This is a genomic window from Pseudophaeobacter sp. 1A09344 (assembly GCF_041008745.1).
Taxonomy (GTDB): Bacteria; Pseudomonadota; Alphaproteobacteria; order Rhodobacterales; family Rhodobacteraceae; genus Phycobacter; species Phycobacter gallaeciensis_A.
Map to the genome: position 1 here is coordinate 143,291 of NZ_JAXGFS010000006.1, position 20,560 is coordinate 163,850.

A 20,560-nucleotide genomic window follows, 5' to 3' on the forward strand; every position below is an offset into this window, starting at 1 on the left:
GGGTCAAAGGGAGGAATCACATGACCACTCGCAGAAAGATTCTTGGCGCAGCAGGCGCGGCGGCCATTGCCGCAGTATGCGCCACATCCGCCTTCGCGCAGGAGGTAACGCTGAAGCTGCACCAATTCCTGCCGGCGCAGGCAAATGTGCCGAAACTGGTTCTGGATGTCTGGGCCGACAACGTTGAGGCCTCCTCGAATGGCCGTATCAAGATCGACCGCTATCCCTCCATGCAGCTGGGCGGCAAGCCGCCGGAACTGATGGACCAGGCCATCGACGGCGTTGCCGACATCGTCTGGACCGTGGTCGGCTACACGCCGGGCCGCTTCCCGTCGACCGAAGTCTTCGAACTGCCCTTCATGATGACCAACGCGCGTGCCACCTCGCACGCTTATTGGGAAATGTTCGAACGCCACATGAAGGACACCGAGTTCAAGGACGTCCACATCCTGGGCACCTGGGTGCACGGCCCCGGTATGATCCACACCACGGATCCGGTTGAAACCCCCGCCGACCTGCAGGGCATGAAGATCCGTGGCGGTTCCCGCTCGGTCAACGCGCTGCTGACCGAACTGGGCGCAACCCCCGTCGGCATGCCGGTTCCCGCGATTCCCGAAGGCCTGTCCAAAGGCGTGATCGACGGCACCACCATCCCGTGGGAAGTCACCACCGCTCTGAAAGTTCCGGAACTGGTCGAGAACCACACCGAATTCACCGGCAAGGCGCTTTATACCCTGACCTTCGTTCTGGCGATGAACAAGGACAAGTATGAAAGCCTGCCCGATGATCTGAAGAAGGCCATCGACGACAACTCCGGTCTGGAGTTCTCCGTCTTCGCCGGCGGCACCCAAGCAGATTCCGACGGCCCGGCCCGCGAATTTGCGCTGGACAACGGCAACAACGTCATCACCCTCAGCCAGGAACAGACCGACGAGTGGCGCGCGCTGGCTCAGCCGATCTACAACAAATGGCTGGCCGACATGACTGAAAAAGGCATCGACGGGCAGGCCCTGCTGGAAGAAGCAACCTACCTGATCGAAAAATACACACCGCAATACGTGAAGTAAGCGGTAGCATAGTCAAAGGGCCGCAGCGCACCCGTGCCGCGGCCCTTTGCGTACTCAGAAAAGGGTAAACACCATGCAAAAGCTCATGATGGGGTTGGCCAGGAAGATGGCCATATTGGGCGGTATGGTCCTCGTTCTCCTGATCATCCTGACCTGCCTTTCGATCATCGGCCGCCTGCTGAACGGCGTGCTGCACGGAAGCCTCATGCAAGGGCTCGCTCCTGCGCTGTCAGACTGGCTGATCAACTACATCGGACCAATCAACGGGGACTTCGAACTGGTAGAGGCCGGCGTGGCATTCGCCATCTTCGCGTTTATCCCACTGTGCCAGATCACATCGGGCCATGCCTCGGTCGACGTGGTGGCAAACGCCTTTCCCGTCAAGGTGAACCGGTTCCTGCGCATGGTGGTCGCGATCCTGTTCGCGGGGGTTCTCGCCCTGATCACAGAACGGCTCGGCGCCGGCATGGTCGGCAAGTACTACAATGGCGAGACGTCGTTCCTGCTCGAGTTTCCTACCTGGTGGGCCTATGCCGCCAGCCTCTTCGCCTCCAGCATGGCTGCTGTGGTGGCGATCTATGTCGCGATCGTGCGTACAACCGAATTTATGACCGGCCGCATTGAGCTGTGGGACGGTGTGGAGGGTGAGCAGTGACAGCTCTTGAAATCGGAATATCCTCATTCCCCATCCTGATGATCCTGATCTTCCTTCGGGTTCCCATCGGGCTTTCGATGTTCCTGGTGGGCCTGGTCGGGTTGATCCTGGTCACCGACGGAACCCAGGTTGCCTTTGGGCGCCTGAAAAGCGAGACCTACTCGACCTTTTCCTCTTATTCGCTGACCATCGTGCCGATGTTCCTGCTGATGGGGCATTTCGCAACGCTGGGCGGCATGTCGTCGGCCCTGTTCAGGGCGGCCGCCAGTTTCCTTGGCCACAAGAAAGGCGGCGTCGCCATGGCCTCGATCGGGGCCTGCGCCGGCTTTGGCGCCATCTGCGGCTCCTCGCTGGCCACGGCGGCAACTATGGGCCGCGTCGCCCTGCCCGAGCTGAAGGAATACGGCTATGCCGGTGGCTTCTCGACCGCAACACTGGCGGCGGGCGGCACGCTAGGCATCCTGATCCCGCCTTCAGTGGTGCTAGTGATCTATGCCATCCTGACCGAGCAGAATATCGCCAAGCTGTTCCTTGCAGCCTTCATTCCCGGCATCCTCGCCGCGGTTGGATATGTCATCGCGATTTCGATCTATGTGCGCATGTTCCCCGAAAGCGCGGGCACCCGCCCCTCGGTTCCCTGGGCGGAACGGATGGAAAACCTGGTCAAGGTCTGGCCGGTTCTGCTGGTCTTTGGCCTGGTGGTCGGCGGCATCTACGCCGGTTGGTTCACCCCGACCGAGGGTGCAGCCGTAGGCGCATTCGGCACCGGTTTCATCGCCTGGCTGAATGGCGGTCTGAACCGCGAAACCATGGTCGATAGCTTTATCGTCACCGCCCGTTCGACCGCGATGATCTTTTTCATCGTGCTGGGCGCCGGGTTTTATAACGGCTTCCTCGCGCTGACCAAGGTGCCGCAGGAACTGGCAGATTTCGTCGTCAGCCAGGGGCTGAGCCCATGGGTGGTTCTGGCGCTGATCCTGGCCTTCTACCTGGTCTTTGGATGCCTGATGGACAGCCTGTCGATGATTCTGCTGACCATTCCGATCTTCTTCCCGGTGATCTCGGTGATGGACTTTGGTCTGTTGTCCCTGCCCGCGATGCAGGCGGATGCAGCGATGGAGGTGCTGCGCAACGGGGTGCCGGATGGCATGGGGGCTGAAATGCTGGCCTCGATACAGGAAGCCATTGCCAACGGCATGGAACTGACCCGGGAGCAGATGAAGGAACTGGGCATCCGCGTCACCGAAGGCCGCGTCAACCGGATCGAATCGGAATACGTCGCCATCTGGTTCGGCATTCTGGTTCTGATCGTGGTCGAGGTTGGCCTGATCACTCCGCCTGTGGGGATGAACCTGTTCATTATCAACGCGATGGATCGGACCACCCGTATGGTCGACACCTACAAGGCGGTGATGTTCTTTGTGGCATCCGACATCATCCGGGTGATTATCCTGGTTGCCTTCCCGATCATCACGCTGCTGCCACTGATGCTGCTGCACTGACCATCGGGTCCGACGACCCCTGCAATTGATCCCCCCCGTCAGACCTCTGGCGGGGGGATTTTTTGTCTGCGAGCCACCAGACCGGCCCGCCTCGGACCTTCATCAGCGGAAATATGTGCAAAATAGTGCAGTTTATTGCAGCGATATGTTGCATTATTTTGCGACCGGTGCATTAATCCGTCCCAGAACACGACTGCGCCGCCGGGGAGGGCCGCGCAGGCCGCCGGAGCGCCCCGCGCCTTCCGCGGCACATCAGGGAGGAGCGAGGATGACACCCAGCGGCAATGCGGCAGGATATTTTGTGGATCGCCACCGGAGCGAGCGCCCGGACAAGGTGGCCTTCCGGGAGGCCGCCGGAGCGCAGCGGCAGCTGACCTATGGCGATCTGGCCGAAAGCTCGGACCGGATGGCAGGCGCCCTGCGCCGGGCGGGCATAGCCCGCGAATCCCGCGCCGCCATGCTGGTGCTGGATCAGATCGAATTCCCGCAGATCTTCTGGGGCGCGCTCAAGGCCGGTGTCGTGCCGGTGCCGCTCAACACCCTGCTGTCCACCTCGGTTTACGAGGTCATCCTTAAAGATAGCCGCGCCACCATCCTGTTTGTCAGCGCCGCCTTGTGGCCAGTGGTGGAACCTGCCGTCGCCGCCTGCCCCGATCTGCAGCGCGTCGTGGTGATCGGCGGCGAAACGCCGGAGGGCTGCGACAGTTTCGAGGATTTCCTTGCCGGGGCAGAGCCGATGGAGGCCGTGGCCTGCTGCCCCGATGAAACCGCCTTTTGGCTCTATTCCTCTGGCTCCACCGGGCAACCCAAGGGCGTGCGCCATGTGCATGGGGCGCTGGCTGCCACCGCCGACACCTATGGCGCGCAGGTGCTTCAGGTGGCCGAGGACGATGTAATCTTCTCGGCGGCAAAACTGTTCTTCGCCTATGGGCTGGGCAATGGCATGACCTTCCCGCTGTCGGTGGGCGCCACCACAATCCTGTTCGATGGCCGTCCGACACCGGACTCGGTGCTGTCGATCCTCGATTCAGAAAAGCCAACCCTCTATTGCGGCGTGCCAACGCTTTATGCGGCCACGGTCGCGGCGCTGGAAACCGCCGAGAAACCTGACGCGCCCCTACGCCGCTGTATTTCCGCAGGTGAGGCCCTGCCCGAAGAGGTCGGCCGCAAATGGGAAGACATCTGGGGCGTCGAAATCCTTGATGGTGTCGGCTCGACCGAGATGCTGCATATCTTCCTGTCGAACGCGCCCGGCGATGTGGTCTATGGCACCTCCGGCGTGGCGGTGCCGGGGTACGAGCTGCGGCTTGTGGACGAGAACGACGAAGAAGTGCCCGCGGGTGGCATCGGCGAACTTCTGGTGCGCGGTGCCTCGGCCGCCGAAGGATACTGGAACCAGCGCGGCAAGAGCCGCAGCACCTTCGAAGGCGAATGGACCCGCACCGGCGACAAATACGAACGCGGCGCGGATGGCCGTTTCATCTACTGTGGCCGTACCGATGATATGTTCAAGGTCTCCGGCATCTGGCTGTCACCGTTTGAGCTGGAGCAGGCGCTGGTCGCCCATCCCGCCGTGCTGGAAGCTGCCGTTGTACCCGCCCGCGACGAAGAAGGTCTGGAAAAACCCAAGGCCCATATCGTGCTGAAGGACGGGACCGGGGACGATGCCCTGACCGCCGATCTCAAGGCGTTTGTGAAGGAAAAGGTCGGCAAGTGGAAATATCCGCGCTGGATCGTCTATGCCGACGACCTGCCCAAGACGGCAACCGGCAAGATCCAGCGCTTCAAATTGCGGGAGGATGCATGATGGCGTTTGAATGGGGTGGAAGTGGCACGGTCACGGCAGGCGGTGCCAATCTGGAATATGCCTGCCATGGGCCCGCGCCCGATCAGGCGCCAACCCTTGTGCTGCTGCACGAAGGGCTGGGCTGCGTGGCGCTGTGGCGCGATTTCCCCGAAAAACTGGCTGCGGCCACCGGCTGGGGCGTCTTTGTCTATTCTCGTCAGGGCTATGGCCAGTCCGATCCCGTGACCCTGCCCCGGCCGCTCGATTTCATGACCCGCGAGGCAAAGGACGTGCTGCCCGGGCTGCTGGATACCATCGGTCTGGAGCATGGCGTGCTGATGGGCCACAGCGACGGCGCCACTATCGCGGCGATCTACGGCGGCAGCGTGCTGGATCACCGGGTGCGCGGGCTGATCCTGATGGCGCCGCATTTCTTCACCGAACCGGGTGGCCTTGCGGAAATCGCCAAGGCGAAAGAGGCTTATGACAGCGGCGATCTGAAAGAGAAGCTGGCGAAATATCATAAGGACCCCGAAGGCGCCTTCCGTGGATGGAACGATGTTTGGCTCGACGAAGGCTTCCGTGACTGGGACGTTGCAGATGTGATCGACTATCTGCGGGTGCCGGTTCTGGCCATTCAGGGCCGCGAGGACCAATACGGCACCCTCGCCCAGGTCGAGGTGATCGAGGAACGCACCTATTGCCCCTGCGATATGCTGGTGCTGGAGGATTGTCGCCACAGCCCACAACAGGACCAGCCACAAAAGGTCATCGACGCGGTCGCCGAATTCACCAGCCGTCTGGCCCGGATCGAGGCCGCCGAGGTCGAAACCGCCTGACATGGCCCGTTTTCCGGATCCGCCGCACGCCCATATCCCGGGCCAGACGCCCCGGCATCCGGAAGGCACCTTCGATGCGATCTGCGAGACAGCAAGACCGGAACAGCCCCTTGGGGCTGTTTTCGCGTCAGACGCCTGGCGTGCCGGATGTCAGTATTTCCGGACCGGTTATTTCTGGGAAGCACATGAGGTCTGGGAAGCGGTCTGGATGGCCCTGCCTGATCCCTCGGCCGAACGACGACTAGTGCAGGGGATGATCCAGCTCGCGAATGCAGCGCTGAAGCAGAAGATGCAGCGCCCGCGCGCGGTGCAGCGGCTCTGCGATATCGCCGACGCGCAGATGACCGACCTGCCAGGGGCGCTGTGGATCACCGCAGACCTGCAGGAGGATCAGATTCGGGCGCAGCTGCTGGACCTTCGCCGCCAGACCGAGAACACCACAAAAAGTGCACTATAATGCATTTTCAAAGCGGATATTCCGCAATCACACCGCAATATTCTGCATTATTATGCCGAAAGAAGGCATTATTATGCATCTTTTCCTTTGCCAGCCTGCAAAGCTGCGGTAGGTTACTCACAACAGAACTCAGGAGCGCGACATGCCCCAGGCAATCGATTTTCAAACCGACCCTTCGAAGTATCGCCACTGGCGGGTGGAGTATGATGGCCCCATCGCAAACCTCTACATGGATGTGGACGAAGACGGCGGGCTGTTCGACGGCTACCAGCTGAAGCTCAATTCCTACGATCTGGGCGTCGACATCGAGCTGTCCGACGTCGTGCAGCGGATGCGGTTCGAACACCCCGAGGTCAAGGTGGTGATCATGCGCTCGGGCAAGGACAAGGTATTCTGCGCTGGCGCCAATATCCGTATGCTGGGCGGCGCCAGCCACGCCCACAAGGTGAACTTCTGTAAATTCACCAACGAGACCCGCAACACCTACGAGGCCGCCGAAGCGGATTCGGGTCAGAAATACATTGCCGCCGTTCAGGGCGCCTGCGCCGGTGGTGGCTATGAACTGGCCCTCGCCTGCAACTACATCATGCTGACCAATGACAGCGCCTCCTCTGTCGCCCTGCCCGAAGTGCCGCTGCTGGCGGTTCTGCCCGGCACCGGCGGGCTGACCCGCGTCACCGACAAACGCAAGGTGCGCCGCGATCTGGCCGATATCTTCTGCTCGGTCGAAGAAGGCGTCAAAGGCCAGCGCGCCGTTGACTGGCGTCTGGTGGATGAGGTGGTACCGAATTCGAAATTCGCCGACACCGTTGCCCAACGCGCCCAGGAATTTGCTGCTGCCAGCAGTAAGGCAGACGGGCTGACCGGTATCACCCTGGGTCCGATCACCCGCAGCTTTGGCGAAGATTCGATCACCTATACGCTGGTCGAGGTCGAAATCGACCGCAAAGGCGGCCGTGCCACCGTGACCCTGAAAGGCCCCGATGGCGATGCCCCGGCAGATACCGCTGCGCTCCACGCCGAAGGCGATCAGACCTACCTGCTGCGTCTGGCGCGCGAGCTGGACGATGCCATTCTGCATCTGCGCCTCAATGAACGCGAAGTCGGCACCGTGGTGTTCCAGACCCAAGGTGACGCCGAAAAACTGCTGGCGCATGAGGCGCTACTGCTGAACAACCGCGATCACTGGCTGGCCAATGAAATCCTGATGTACTGGAAGCGCCTGCTGAAACGCGTCGACATGACCTCGCGCTCGCTGGTGGCCGTGGTCGAACACGGCTCCTGCTTTGCCGGGCCGCTGGCGGAACTGCTGTGGGCCGTCGACCGCTCCTACATGATGCTGGAGGAATTCGAAGGCGACAATCGCCCGCTGGCCGCCATCACGCTCAGCGAAGGGAACTTTGGCACCTATCCGATGGGCAACGACCTGACGCGGCTTCAGACCCGGTTCCTCGGCACCCCCGAGTCGGTCGAGGCGCTGCGCGATCATATCGGTGAGCCGCTTGAGGCCGATCAGGCCGAAGAGCTGGGCCTTGTGACCTATGCCTTTGACGATATCGACTGGGAGGACGAGGTGCGCATCTTCCTTGAGGAACGCGCCAGCTTCAGCCCCGATGCGATGACCGGCATGGAGGCCAACCTGCGCTTTGCCGGGCCGGAAACGATGGAAACCCGTATCTTTGGCCGCCTGACCGCCTGGCAGAACTGGATCTTCCAGCGCCCCAACGCGGTGGGCAGCGATGGCGCCCTGCAGCGCTACGGCACCGGCCAGCGCGGCGAATACAACATGGAACGCGTGTAACCAGGAAATACAGCGGTAGCCCAAGGCGGCGCCGCGTGACGGAGGAACGATATGCTTGATCTCATCAATGTCAGCTATGACACCCAGATTCCCAACAACGTTGGCCTGTCCAGCGATAAGAAGGTTCTGAAAGCGCTGGAAAAATGGCACCCCGGTTACATCAACTGGTGGAACGACCTGATCCCGCAGAACTTTCAGGAATCGATGGTCTACCTGCGCACCGCGGTTTCGGTCGACCCCAAAGGCTGGGCCAAATTCGACTACGTGAAGATGCCGGAATACCGCTGGGGCGTGCTGCTGGCGCCGCAGGTCGAAGGCCGCACCATCCCGATGGGCGAACACTATGGCGAACCTGCTTGGCAGGAGGTTCCGGGCGAATACCGCAACATGCTAAAGCGCCTGATCGTCATTCAGGGCGATACCGAGCCGGGCTCGGTCGAGCAGCAGCGGTTCCTGGGCCTCACCGCGCCGTCGCTCTATGACATGCGCAACCTGTTCCAGGTCAACGTCGAGGAAGGCCGCCATCTCTGGGCGATGGTCTACCTGCTGCAGAAATACTTTGGCCGCGATGGTCGCGAAGAAGCGAACGAGCTGCTGATCCGCTCCTCCGGCTCCGAAGAGGCGCCGCGGATGCTGGGTGCCTTTAACGAGGAAACACCGGACTGGCTGTCCTTCTTCATGTTCACTTATTTCACCGACCGCGACGGCAAGATGCAGCTGGAATCGCTGGCACAATCGGGCTTTGACCCGCTGTCGCGCACCTGCCGCTTCATGCTGACCGAAGAGGCGCACCACATGTTCGTGGGCGAAACCGGTGTGGGCCGGACCATTCAGGCCACCTGCGAAGCGATGAACAAGGCCGGGATCACCGACCCCTATGACATCAACAAGATCCGCGACCTGGGTGTCATTGACCTGCCCACCATCCAGAAAAAGCTGAACCTGCACTACACGCTGTCACTTGATCTCTTTGGCCAGGAAGTCTCCACCAACGCCGCCAATGCCTTCAACTCGGGCATCAAGGGGCGTTACATGGAAATGCGCCTGAAAGACGACCACAAGCTGACCAACGACACCTACGTGGTACGCACCGTCAAGGATGGTCAGATCGTCGCCGAAGAGGTCCCCGCCCTGACCGCGATCAACATGCGTCTGCGCGACGATTACGTCAAAGACGCTGCAGGTGGCGTGGGCCGCTGGAACAAGATCATCGAAAAGCACGGCATCGAATTCGAGATGAAGCTGCCGCACGAAGGCTTTCACCGCCAGATCGGCGTATTCTCCGCAGTGCGCTGCGACCCCGAAGGCAACATCATCTCGCAAGAGCAGTGGGATGCCAAGGTCAAGGACTGGCTGCCCAACAAGGAAGACGGTGCCTTTATCCAGTCGCTGATGAAACCGATCTACGAGCCGGGCAAATACGCCAGCTGGATTTCGCCGCCCAAGGTCGGCATCGACAACAAGCCGGGCGATTTCGAATACGTGAAACTGCACATGGCATAAGCAGGGTTTAACCCTCTCTTTGCCGGCGCCTGTCACACTGACCGGCAGGCGCCGGAATTCAACAGCCAGACCGGAGGATCCCCAGATGGACATCACCCGCAGCCAAGCTGAAACGCCCAATGCCAACCGTGTGTCGGTTCAGATCAATGGCCTCAAAGGCCCCTGTGTGGGCTGTTCCGACTGTGTCGGCATGTGTCGCGAGTTGATCGATGCGCTGACCGTGCCCGATGCGATCCTCAAAAAAGCGCCGAGAAGCTGAATGACCAACGCCCCCACCGCGCCGCTGAAACAGCATCTGATCGATCCCGAGATCTGCATCCGCTGCTACACCTGCGAAATGACCTGCCCCGAAGAGGCGATCGAGCATGACGACATGAACGTCGTGGTCGACGCGGAGAAATGCAATTTTTGCATGGATTGCATCCCGGTCTGCCCGACCGGTTCAATCGACGAATGGCGGGTGGTGAACACCCCCTATTCGGTGGATGAGCAGTTCGAATGGATGGAACTGCCCGAGCAGGAAGAGATTTCCGGCGGCGACGCTGCCGAAGGTGATGTCGAGGCGATGGACGATGCCGTTGCTGCGCTGCTGGCCGATGCCCATGCCGGCGCGGGCGGCAAGGCAACCGCCCCCGCGAGCGCCAGCAAGCCGGTGATCAACATGTACACCCCCGGCAAACCGGCCCGGGTCAAGGTACAGGGCAATTACCGGCTGACCGACAAGGACAGCGACAGCGATGTACGGCACATCATTCTTGATCCGGCGGGCCTGCCCTTTCCGGTTCTCGAAGGCCAAAGCATCGGTATCATCCCCCCCGGCACCGACGCCGAAGGCAAACCGCATCTGCCGCGACTTTATTCCGTGTCCAGCCCGCGCGACGGCGAACGCCCCGGCTATCACAACATCTCGCTGACCGTGAAACGCGAGGAACAGGGCCTGTGCTCCAACTATGTCTGCGACCTCGCTGCGGGCGACGAGGTACAGGTGACGGGGCCCTTCGGCGCCACCTTCCTGCTGCCCTCGGACCCGACTGCCGACATCATGATGATCTGCACCGGCACCGGCTCGGCCCCCTTCCGCGCCTTCACCATGCGCCGCCTGCGTGAGGCACCTCATGAGACCGGCAAGATGACCCTGATCTTTGGCGCCCGCCGCCCGGGTGAGCTGCCCTACTTCGGCCCGCTAAAAAAGATCCCCGATACGTTCATGACCAAGCTCTTTGCCTTTTCCCGGCAGGAGGACGCGCCCAAGCAATACGTGCAGGACCGTCTGCGCGAGGCATCCGACCGGGTTGCCGCGCTGATGCAGAACCCGGCGGGCCATATCTACATCTGCGGGCTGAAAGCAATGGAGCAAGGCGTCGAAGAAGCCTTGCGTGATATTGCCCGCTCCCATGGTTTGAACTGGGCCGAACTGCGCGATAAGATGCGCACCGACGGACGTTACCACGTCGAAACCTATTGAGCCGCAGGACAAAACCCAGATGACAGACCAGATCGCCCCCGCCGGACAGGACGCCGGGACGGAGAACTTCGTGCACGAAATCCGCGTCGGTTGGGGCGACTGCGATCCGGCCAAGATCGCCTATACCGGCCGCCTGCCCGCCTTTGCGCTGGAGGCGATCGATGCCTGGTGGGAACATAACCTGGATGGCGATGGCTGGTTCCAGATGGAACTGGACCGCGGCACCGGCACCCCCTTCGTGAACATGAACATCGATTTCCGCTCGCCGGTGACCCCGCGCCACCGGCTGATGTGCGAGGTCTGGCCCTGCAAGCTCGGCACCAAATCGATCACCTTCCGGGTGGATGCACGGCAGGACGGTGTTTTGTGTTTCGAAGGCACCTTTACCTGCGTCTTTATCGATCCGACCAATTTCACCGCCAAGGCGGCACCCCCGGATTACCGCGCCGTGGTCGAACCCCGGTTGCGCCCGGCCTAGGTTCCCATTCCCCGCTCCCGCGCCCCACTGACGTGGGGTCCCGCAAGATAATGCACTCCGCAGCCGCGCCCGTACCGGTTTTCATTTGAACCGGATGCGGCAGCGCCTTAAGTTTGTGCATTATGTTTCATATATCGGCGCCGCATGAGTGAGATCACCAATTTCCGGGGCGAAACCCGGCCCGCGCAGGACAAAAGCGAGATCGACCAGGTCGTTCCCGCCCTGATTTCACGCGTGGGGGAACGGGTCCGCAAGGCACGCGAGCGCAAGGGTATTCCGCGCCGGGTTCTATCGGACCGTTCGGGTGTGTCGCCGCGCTATCTGGCGCAGCTGGAGGCCGGAGAGGGCAATATCTCCATCGGCCTCTTGCAACGGGTGGCCGTGGCACTGGATCACCGCATCGAATGGCTGATCGGCGAAGAGGATCCCTGGACCTCGGACGCGGTGCGGGTGGCGGATCTTTATCGCGGCGCCACCAGCAGCATCCAGCAGGCGGTTCTGGACCTCTTGGCGCCGCAGACGCCGGAAACCCAGCGCGCCGGGCGCGTCTGTCTGGTGGGTCTGCGCGGTGCAGGCAAATCGACCCTTGGCAGCATGGCGGGCAAAGAGCTGGGCATTCCCTTTGTCGAGCTCAACAGCGAAATCGAAAGCCAGTCCGGCATGCCGGTGTCCGAACTGATGGCGCTTTACGGCCAGGAAGGCTACCGCCAACTGGAGGCGCAGGCGATCAACCGCATCATCGCAACCCATGACAGCCTGATCCTGGCAGTCGCGGGCGGCATCGTCGCCGAACCGGAGACCTACACCAACGTTCTGGCGCATTTTCACACCATCTGGATCAAGGCCCGGCCCGATGAACATATGGCGCGGGTGCGGGCGCAGGGCGATGAACGCCCGATGGCGGGCAACCCCGAGGCGATGGAACAGCTCCGCTCGATCCTGACCAGCCGCGAGGCCCTGTATGGCAGGTCGCTGGCACAACTGGACACCTCGGATCAGACCGTGGATCAGTCGCTGGCCAGCCTGATCACCATGGTCCGGGAGCGCGGCTTTACCGGCTGATCCGGATTGCATCCGCAGGCTTGTCTCACAACGGGTCGCGCAACCAATCACCGGCGAAGGCAACGTTTTGCAGCCCGGCGAAGCGCGCCACCCTGTCCAGTTCCGCCTCCAGCCTGCCGATACGCGGCGCTGACCAGCTGACCCCGCGCTCGGGCCAGACGGCAGTGATATTCAGCTGCCCCGCGCCGCGATCCGCTTTCATGTCGATCCGCCCCACCAGACGCTCCCGCTCCATCAGCGGGAAGACGTAGTAACCGTATTTGCGCTTGGGTGCGGGGGTGAAGACCTCGATCCGATAGTGAAAGCCGAACAGGCGTTCGGCCCGCTTGCGATCGCGCAGGGCCGGGTCAAAGGGGCTCAGCACCCGCATCCGCCCCGGCGCCGGACCCAACGCCTCGGCCTGTTCCACTGTCCCCGGGCGCGCCAGCACCCGGCGCCAGCCACCATCGGCTTGTTCGATCTCGACCTCCTCAAGGGCGCCAGATTGCAGCTGCGCCGCTGCCCAGTCCCTTGCCTCAGTGGCCGAGGCAGTATCCCAGAAGGCAGCGAGTTCGCCCGAGGTGGCAAAACCCAACCGATCCATCGCGCCATTGCACAGCCAGTCGACCGTCGCCGCCACATCCACAGGCGCGGCGTCCGGGTGCAGGTGTTCGTCAATCACCCGCTCGGTCAGGTCATAGCGTTTCTGAAACCCCTCGCGCCCGACCACCGTCAGCGCGCCAGACCGCCAGAGGTATTCCAGCGCGGTCTTGGAGGGATGCCAGTCCCACCAGCCGCCCGATCCCTTCTTCTCGTCCTTGCCGATATCCGATGAGCTGATCGCCCCGTGATCGCGGATATGTTCCAGCACGGTGGCAAACTGCGCCTCGAACCCGTCCCGCCGCCAGTTGCGCCAGCGGCTGCGCAGCAGATCGGCATCGCGCTGAAACCTGAGATGCCAATGGGTGTAATAGGCCATCGGGATCACCGCGGCATCATGGGTCCAGTGTTCGAACAGTCCCCGATCCGCCTCGTACAGCCGTTTCAGATAGGCGGGGCGATAGCTGGGCCTGCGGGAATAGAGGATCACATCATGCGCGCGCGCGACGGTATTGATACTGTCGAGCTGCACAAACCCGAGCCGCGTGATCAGATCCAGCAGGTCAGCGCCCTTCGACGGGCCGCTCGGCGCCTCCAGCAGCGCGTGCCGGTCCAAGAACAGCCGTCGCGCCGCCCGGTTGCCCAGCCGTGCCCGTGCCATCAGCGCCGTTTCAGCGTATCGCCATAAGCGATGGTCGGGGTCAGGGTCACGTGGCGTTCGATCTCGGCGTCGGGATCTTCCAGCTGCGCGGCAATGATCTCCGCCGCCTTGCGCCCGATTTCCTGACGGCAGGCATCCATGGTGGCCAGCTTGCGCGGCAGCCCCTGCAACAGTTCAACCCCGTTGAAGCCCGCAAGACCAATCTGCCCCGGCACGTCGATGCCCTGCTCCAGCAGATACAGCAACCCACCGGCCCCGATCATGTCATTGGAATAATAAAGGAAATCCAGATCCGGAGAGCGTTCCAGCATTTCCGCCGTCATCTCGCGCCCCTTGGCGAGCGCCGAGCCGCCAGAATAGAAGGCGCGATCTTCGATCTCGACGCCTTCCTTGGCCAGCGCCTCGGTAAAGCCTTCGAAGCGTTTGCGGGCGCGGTGGTCCAGCGGCATCTTGGTGCCCATGAAGCCGATGTGACGGTAGCCGGCTTTGAGGATCGCCTTGGCCATCTCGCTGCCCGCACGGCGGTGGGAAATCCCGACCATGGCATCCACCGGCTTGCCATCGGTGTCCATGATCTCGACCACCGGAATGCCCGAAGCATTGAGCATGGCGCGCGCCGCCTCGGTATGTTCCAGCCCGGCGATGATCACCCCCGAGGGCCGCCAGGACAGCATCTCGTAAAGGACCTTTTCCTCTTTTTCCGGCTGATAGTCTGTTACCCCGACGACTGGCTGCAACTCGGTGTTTTCCAGCACCTTGTTCACCCCGGTCAACACCTCGGGAAAGACCATGTTCGACAACGAGGGGATGATCACCGCCACCAGATTGACCCGTTTCGAGGCCAGCGCCCCGGCGATCTTGTTGGGCACATAGCCCAGTTCCTTGGCCGCGGTCAGGACCTTGGTACGGGTCTTCTCCGACACGTCGCCCCGGTTGCGCAGCACCCGGCTGACGGTCATCTCCGAAACACCTGTGGCTTCCGAGACATCACGAAGGGTGAGCGGGCGCTTGTTGTCGGTGGTCACGGGCGTGGACCTCTTTGATTGTTTCCTGAGCGATGTTAGCGCAGACGGCGATGACAACACAATGGCAACCAGGCCGACCTGCCGGATCTGAAAAATACGACCATGCAGCCACATAGCATTGTGATGGCAGATGTGATTTGCTATCGCCTGAAACGCGCGGCCCCGTGGCTCAACTGGATAGAGCAGCCCCCTCCTAAGGGGCAGGTTGCAGGTTCGAATCCTGCCGGGGTCGCCAGTGATCAACTATTGGAAGATCAGGTTTGGGGTCCGGGTCACAGAACTGGAAAGGCGCCGTATTCGGTTGCCCATGTTCTGCCGTTTCGCGTTGGCAACATGTCAGACCAGGCACCGCCACCGACCAGTGTCAGCGGCGGACAGGTCGTGCCCGCGCCCCCGGTTTTCAGGCGGCGTTGGCTTCGGTGCCGTCTACTGAATTGGCTAGGTAGGCTTCAAACTCCTGGTCCATCCGGCCCTCGGCTCCGCCCACCGCATGAAGCCCAAGCGTGCTGAACCCATCCATGCTGGTCTTCAGTCGGCCCGAATCCTCGGCAAGCTTCGAGGTGGTTTCATAAACCGCACCCGCCCGGGTGGCGTTATCCAGCGTGGTCTGGCCCAGATCGCTCATGCTGCTGTCGATTTCCTGCAGGCTGAGCGATTGACGAGAGATTACCCCGGAGATTTCCGACATCAGCTGCGAGACGTCGATCACGCCTTGACGAATGCCAGACAGGCTTTGCCCCGTGGCGCGAACCAGATCGCTGCCATCGTTGACGTGGATCGAGCTTTCGGCAATCAGGGCCTTGATCTCGTTCGCGGAATCCGACGCCCGCGCCGCAAGCGAGCGCACCTCGGAGGCGACCACGGCAAATCCGCGCCCGGCCTCTCCGGCCCGAGCCGCCTCGACCCCGGCGTTCAGCGCCAGAAGGTTGGTCTGAAAACTGATATCCTCGATCACATCTACGATTTTGGCGATTTTAGACGAGGACGTTTCGATACGTTCCATCGCTTCGATGGCCCTCTCCACCACAAGACCGCCTTCTTCGGCATCCTTGCGGTTCAAGTCCGAGTGTCGACTGGCCTTCTCGACCATATGGGTGGCCTCGGTGGTGCCAGCGGAGACATGGCTGACGGCGGCGACGGCCTCTTCCAGGGTGGCCGCCTGCTGTTCAGCGCGCTCTGCCATTTCCCGTGTCAGCTCCGAGGTTGAGCTGATTTTGTCGGCAACCGAATTGGCGCGTGTTGTGGCATCGGAAATGATCCCAGACCAGCGGCCGAGCAGATTGTTGTAAGATTCTCGGATCCCGTCGAACCGCGCCGGAATCCCGTCTTCTTGTCGGATCGGCCTGGTCAGGTTGCCCTTCTCCAGCTCGAAAATACCGGTGGTCAGCACGTCCAGTGCCTTGCTGTGTTCGGCATGCTGCGCCTCGAAATACGAGGCGATTACCCGCTCGCAATCGGCCATCATCAACCGGTTCACCAGTTGTACCTGTTTTGACAGCACCGCCCGGCTGGTCATCCGCTTGCGGACGAGAATATCCATCATATCAGCCCCGGCCGAGGAATAGCCGCCGAGATACTGAATGAAAGGCAGGCGCAACTCGTAGTGGACCCTGCCGACCCGAGCAGCGGAATCAAAATACTCCTGATCGAACCGCCCCGAGAACAGCCGCTGCCAATGCGCCTTCTGGGCCGCTTTGGCGTGGGCAACCACCTTGTCATCGGCAAAGAAACGGCGGGTTTCCTCGCGTTCCAGCACGCGATCATAAAACCGCTCCAGCACCCGGCCGAGGTGTGGCACGAGCAGTTTTTCGGTCTGGGCGATCAGATCCTTGCTATCGGTATCAAGAGAAAACCACTGGAAAAAACTCTGATGATCTGTGGATGACATGTGACGCCCGTACCCTTGTTAAACTTGAGATCTTTCTGCCTTGCAGCATTTGATGACTAGTTAAAGACGTGCGTGAAAGTTACAAGAATACCGACCTAAACCTTTGCGGTGAAATGATTTTAATTCACCATAAATTCGATTATTGAAATCTAAAAAAGAGAGCAGCATACCGCATGCACCCCGCCTTACGCCAAGGGTCCGCATTAAACGGTTCGAAAATGCCCTGAAACGCTATTCTCTGCTGGCATGGCTTGACCGAGTCAGCCACAGGTCGCGGTCACGCTCCAGACGCGCATGGACTGATCCAGACCGCGGATATCCTGTCCGTCGTGACAGGTGAAATCATTCAAAAGCTCCGGCGCCTGCCCCTCGGCCATGACCTGCCCGCGCAAATCATCACTCATCACGATCTGCGCCTGCAGTCTGCGGGTCATTTCTTCGAGCCGTGCCGCCACGTTGACCGCAGTCCCGATCACCGCATATTCCAGCCGGTTCGCACCGATATCCCCCAGCACGGTCTCGCCATAGTGAATGCCGATACCGGCGCAGATTTCCGGCTCTCCCCGGCGGCGCCGGTCGCGGTTCCAATCCGCCAGCGCCTCTTGCATCGCAATGGCGCAGGCCAGCGTATCGGTGGCATCCTGCGGTCCAGCCATCGGGGTACCAAAGGTCGCCATCAGCCCATCACCCAGATATTTATCGAGCGTCCCCCGATGACGGAAAACCTCGCGCTCCATCCGGGCATGAAAGGCCCGCAGCAACTCGATCACCCGGTGGGGATCCTGTCCCGCGCTCATCCGGGTAAAGCCGACGATGTCGATGAACAACACGCCCACATCCTGGCTGCGCACCTGCTTCAACGGATCGTCGTTCTGCGACAGCTGGTCCACCACATTGGGCGAGAAATAACGCGACAGGTTGGCCCGTTCGCGTTCAAGCCCCGCGTTGTCCATCAGCAACCGGCTGAACCGGCGCGCGGAAATCCCCAGCGTCACCGCCACCAGAAGAAAGACAAAGATCTCCTGAATGCGCAGGGGAATGTTGAAACTGTTCGGATCCATGATCGCCGCCAATTCGGTGCCGGGACCAAAAGCGGCCTGCGTGGCGGCGGTCAGTTCTGGAAATGGGTCCGCGAACCACCACGCCAGGCCCAGTCCAGCGGCCCACATCGCAGAGGTCCAGACCCCGATCGCGATCACCGTGCGCCAGGAAAACGCCAGTGTCCCACCCGCCAGGATCACAAAGAAATAGAGGAAGTTGTCGATCCTGTACTGCATCGCCAGCGGCAGATCACTGGGGCTGAAGGGATTCGGCGCCACCATGCCCACCGTCATGATCAAGAGGTCCATGAAGATCAGCAACAGCTCAACCCGGGAACGCCCCACCTGCCCATAGCGCTGGATCAGCCAGCCGTTGAGGCACAGCAGCAGCAGAATGCCGTGGTAATAAAGCACATCCCAGGTCGGGCTGACGGCAACCAGAAAGACCGAGATGACAGCCATCGCAATCCAGCGCGCCCGCACCGCGAGTTCCAGACCCTCGCGCTTGTGCGCCTCCAGCGCCGCCGCTGCGTATTGGCTGTCCCCCACGGGATCCGCCGCATTGACCGTCTCAGCGGCGCGCATCTGCTGCGCCGCACCCAGAGCCGTATCCGCCATCGTCCGTTCCTTCGTTCCCGATCCGACCATAGGCATCACCCCGGCGGGACGCACCCCCTATCCCGCAGGTAGAACCAAAAAAGCCCCGCCAGATCGGCGGGGCAAGGTGAGGTGCCCGCCCCCCTGACCAAAGGTCGGGGCACAGACACCAGCGGTGTTGTTTGGTTTTCTAGGTTAGATCAGGCCTGCATTTCCGCGCGGATCTGCTGACGCAGAACATCGATCGGAACGGTTTTGCCATCGCGGCGGAAGCACCAGTAGGTCCATCCATTGCAGGACGGTGCGCCTTCCAGCGCGGCGCCGACCTGATGGATCGAGCCTTTGACCTCGCCGCCGACCAGCGTGCCATCGGCACGCACCTTGGCCTTGTGGCGCTGGTTCATCGAGAACAGCTCTTCGCCGGGGCGCAGCATGCCGCGTTCGACCAGTTGGCCAAAGGGAACACGCGGTTCCGCGCGTTTGCTGGCCGAGACCTGCAGGGCTTCACGGTCGAACTTGCGCACTGCCTTGATGCGTTTTGCTGCCACCTCGCGGTAGGCCTCTTCCTGTTCGATCCCGATGAACTCGCGGCCCAGCATCTTGGCCACGGCACCGGTGGTACCAGTGCCAAAGAAGGGATCAAGCACCACGTCACCCGGGTTGGTCGAGCCGACCAGGATGCGGTGCAGCAGCGATTCCGGCTTTTGCGTCGGATGCGCCTTGTCGCCATTCTCGTTCTTCAGACGCTCATGCCCGGTGCAGATCGGCAGCACCCAGTCGCTGCGCATCTGGATGCCTTCGTTGAGGGCCTTCAGCGCCTCGTAGTTGAAGGTGTATTTTGCGCCTTCCGACTTCGACGCCCAGATCATCGTCTCGTGGGCGTTGGTATAGCGCTTGCCACGGAAGTTCGGCATCGGGTTGGACTTGCGCCAGATCACATCATTCAGGATCCAGTAGCCCTCGTCCTGCAGCGCCGATCCGACCCGGAAGATGTTGTGGTACGAGCCAATCACCCAGATCGAGCCGTTCGGCTTCAGGATCCGGCGCGCCTCGCGCAGCCAGGCGCGGGTGAAATCGTCATAGACCTTGAAACTGTCGAACTGATCCCAGTGATCATCGACAGCATCGACCTTGCTGTTGTCGGGGCGATGAAGCTGTCCCTTCAGCTGCAGGTTATAAGGGGGGTCCGCGAAGATCAGATCGACGGAATTTGCCGGGAGTCCGGCCATGACCTCGATGCAATTGCCACCAAGAATCGCGTTTAGAGGGAGCGCCGCGGCGCCCTTCGTCATGGTTTTGTTCATTTGCTCTGCCTCAATAACCACGGCGCATTTTTGCGCTCATTTTGGTTATCCACAGGATGAGTCATCCGGGATTCGAGGTCAATTTGTTTTTTAGAACAGCAGTCTACGGTTCACTCTTGATACAATATCTTGTGGACCGGCTTGAAGGATCTCCGATGATGTGGGGTGACGCCCAATTCCTCCAGCGCCGTGCGGTGCTGTTTCGACGGGTAGCCTGCGTTTTTCTCCCATCCATATCCTGGAAACTGTTGCGCTAAATCCACCATGATCCGATCCCGGGCCTCTTTGGCCACGATCGAGGCCGCCGCGATCGACAGTGATTTGCCGTCTCCCTTGACCACCGCTTCAGCCGGAATCTGTAGCCCGTTGGGGATCATGTTCCCGTCGATCAGCAGGTAATCCGGCTGCGGGTTCAGAGCTGCCACGGCGCGTTCCATCGCCAGATGCGAGGCGCGGAGAATATTAAGGGAATCAATCTCTTCAACGGTGGCATGGGCAATCGCAACCACCCCATTGTCAAAGATCGCCTGCTCCACCGCCTGGCGTTTTTTCGGGCTCAGTTTCTTGGAATCATTCAGCCCCTCGGGAATGCATTCAGGGGTCAGTATGACGGCTGCTGCCGTGACCGGTCCGGCCAATGGCCCCCGGCCCACCTCATCCACTCCGGCGATGATCAGGGACCCGCGGGCGCGGGCGGCGTCTTCAAGGCTGTAATCTGGCTGGTCCATGGATCCGAGAGACCCAAACCAGCGCAGTTTTGCAATCCCGTCACGCCCGACCAAAGGAAAAAGAGGGGCAATGCCCCTCTGAAATCGCCTCTTACTGTTGCGGAAATATCACCGCCCTGCCCG

At 61.3% G+C, this 20,560-nt stretch carries 18 protein-coding genes and 1 tRNA gene; 13 read left to right on the top strand and 6 right to left on the bottom strand.

Translation table 11 applies throughout. From position 1 onward, the window contains the following. Positions 1–20 precede the first annotated feature (20 nt). From SM765_RS12270 to SM765_RS12325, 12 genes are all read left to right on the top strand, one after another. Positions 21–1,067, top strand: coding sequence for a TRAP transporter substrate-binding protein (locus SM765_RS12270; RefSeq protein WP_065271885.1), 1,047 nt, complete (start codon positions 21–23; stop codon positions 1,065–1,067). Between the two features lie 73 nt (positions 1,068–1,140). Continuing rightward, positions 1,141–1,722, top strand: a complete 582-nt coding sequence (locus SM765_RS12275; RefSeq protein WP_065271886.1) for a TRAP transporter small permease — start codon at positions 1,141–1,143, stop codon at positions 1,720–1,722. Next, a complete protein-coding gene (locus SM765_RS12280; RefSeq protein WP_274829907.1) occupies positions 1,719–3,224 on the top strand; it encodes a TRAP transporter large permease in 1,506 nt (501 codons plus the stop codon). Before SM765_RS12275 ends, SM765_RS12280 begins: the two co-directional genes overlap by 4 nt. 268 nt (positions 3,225–3,492) lie before the next feature. Then, complete coding sequence (locus SM765_RS12285) at positions 3,493–5,031, top strand: benzoate-CoA ligase family protein (protein WP_274838100.1); 1,539 nt, start codon at positions 3,493–3,495, stop codon at positions 5,029–5,031. Next, the gene (locus SM765_RS12290; protein WP_342455901.1) at positions 5,028–5,849 is read left to right on the top strand and encodes an alpha/beta fold hydrolase; all 822 of its coding nucleotides are present in this window, start codon (positions 5,028–5,030) and stop codon (positions 5,847–5,849) included. Before SM765_RS12285 ends, SM765_RS12290 begins: the two co-directional genes overlap by 4 nt. A 1-nt stretch (position 5,850) precedes the next feature. Beyond that, the gene (locus SM765_RS12295) at positions 5,851–6,306 is read left to right on the top strand and encodes a DUF309 domain-containing protein (protein WP_065271889.1); all 456 of its coding nucleotides are present in this window, start codon (positions 5,851–5,853) and stop codon (positions 6,304–6,306) included. A 142-nt stretch (positions 6,307–6,448) separates the two neighbouring features. Beyond that, a complete protein-coding gene (gene boxC, locus SM765_RS12300) occupies positions 6,449–8,107 on the top strand; it encodes a 2,3-epoxybenzoyl-CoA dihydrolase (RefSeq protein WP_274838099.1) in 1,659 nt (552 codons plus the stop codon). A gap of 51 nt (positions 8,108–8,158) precedes the next feature. Beyond that, positions 8,159–9,610, top strand: a complete 1,452-nt coding sequence (gene boxB / locus SM765_RS12305; protein ID WP_274835226.1) for a benzoyl-CoA 2,3-epoxidase subunit BoxB — start codon at positions 8,159–8,161, stop codon at positions 9,608–9,610. An 85-nt stretch (positions 9,611–9,695) separates the two neighbouring features. Next, entirely contained in the window at positions 9,696–9,869 is a 174-nt protein-coding gene (locus SM765_RS12310; protein ID WP_165832684.1) for a hypothetical protein, read from the top strand. Continuing rightward, entirely contained in the window at positions 9,870–11,075 is a 1,206-nt protein-coding gene (boxA, locus tag SM765_RS12315) for a benzoyl-CoA 2,3-epoxidase subunit BoxA (protein ID WP_274838098.1), read from the top strand. 19 nt (positions 11,076–11,094) lie between these two features. Next, the gene (locus SM765_RS12320) at positions 11,095–11,553 is read left to right on the top strand and encodes an acyl-CoA thioesterase (RefSeq protein WP_065271893.1); all 459 of its coding nucleotides are present in this window, start codon (positions 11,095–11,097) and stop codon (positions 11,551–11,553) included. A gap of 144 nt (positions 11,554–11,697) precedes the next feature. Continuing rightward, entirely contained in the window at positions 11,698–12,615 is a 918-nt protein-coding gene (locus SM765_RS12325; RefSeq protein WP_274829912.1) for a helix-turn-helix transcriptional regulator, read from the top strand. Positions 12,616–12,640: 25 nt separating this feature from the next. Here the strand turns inward: SM765_RS12325 and SM765_RS12330 are convergent, their stop codons facing one another. Further along, entirely contained in the window at positions 12,641–13,855 is a 1,215-nt protein-coding gene (locus SM765_RS12330) for a winged helix-turn-helix domain-containing protein (protein ID WP_274838097.1), read from the bottom strand. Next, positions 13,855–14,880 (bottom strand): LacI family DNA-binding transcriptional regulator, encoded by a 1,026-nt coding sequence (locus SM765_RS12335; RefSeq protein WP_065271896.1) that lies wholly within the window; start codon positions 14,878–14,880, stop codon positions 13,855–13,857. Before SM765_RS12335 ends, SM765_RS12330 begins: the two co-directional genes overlap by 1 nt. 158 nt (positions 14,881–15,038) lie before the next feature. Between SM765_RS12335 and SM765_RS12340 the strand changes: the two genes are divergently transcribed. Next, positions 15,039–15,115, top strand: a tRNA-Arg gene (locus tag SM765_RS12340). A gap of 165 nt (positions 15,116–15,280) precedes the next feature. On the opposite strand, the gene SM765_RS12345 is transcribed toward SM765_RS12340, so the two are convergent. The 4 genes from SM765_RS12345 to rnhB form a co-directional block, all read right to left on the bottom strand. Continuing rightward, positions 15,281–16,768, bottom strand: coding sequence for a globin-coupled sensor protein (locus SM765_RS12345; RefSeq protein ID WP_065271897.1), 1,488 nt, complete (start codon positions 16,766–16,768; stop codon positions 15,281–15,283). A gap of 260 nt (positions 16,769–17,028) precedes the next feature. Beyond that, a complete protein-coding gene (locus SM765_RS12350; RefSeq protein ID WP_425537310.1) occupies positions 17,029–18,426 on the bottom strand; it encodes an adenylate/guanylate cyclase domain-containing protein in 1,398 nt (465 codons plus the stop codon). A gap of 179 nt (positions 18,427–18,605) precedes the next feature. After that, positions 18,606–19,709 (bottom strand): site-specific DNA-methyltransferase, encoded by a 1,104-nt coding sequence (locus SM765_RS12355; RefSeq protein ID WP_065271899.1) that lies wholly within the window; start codon positions 19,707–19,709, stop codon positions 18,606–18,608. Between the two features lie 110 nt (positions 19,710–19,819). Beyond that, positions 19,820–20,437: a ribonuclease HII gene (rnhB, locus tag SM765_RS12360; protein ID WP_065271900.1), complete on the bottom strand. Its 618-nt coding sequence runs from the start codon at positions 20,435–20,437 to the stop codon at positions 19,820–19,822. Positions 20,438–20,560: the final 123 nt, after the last annotated feature.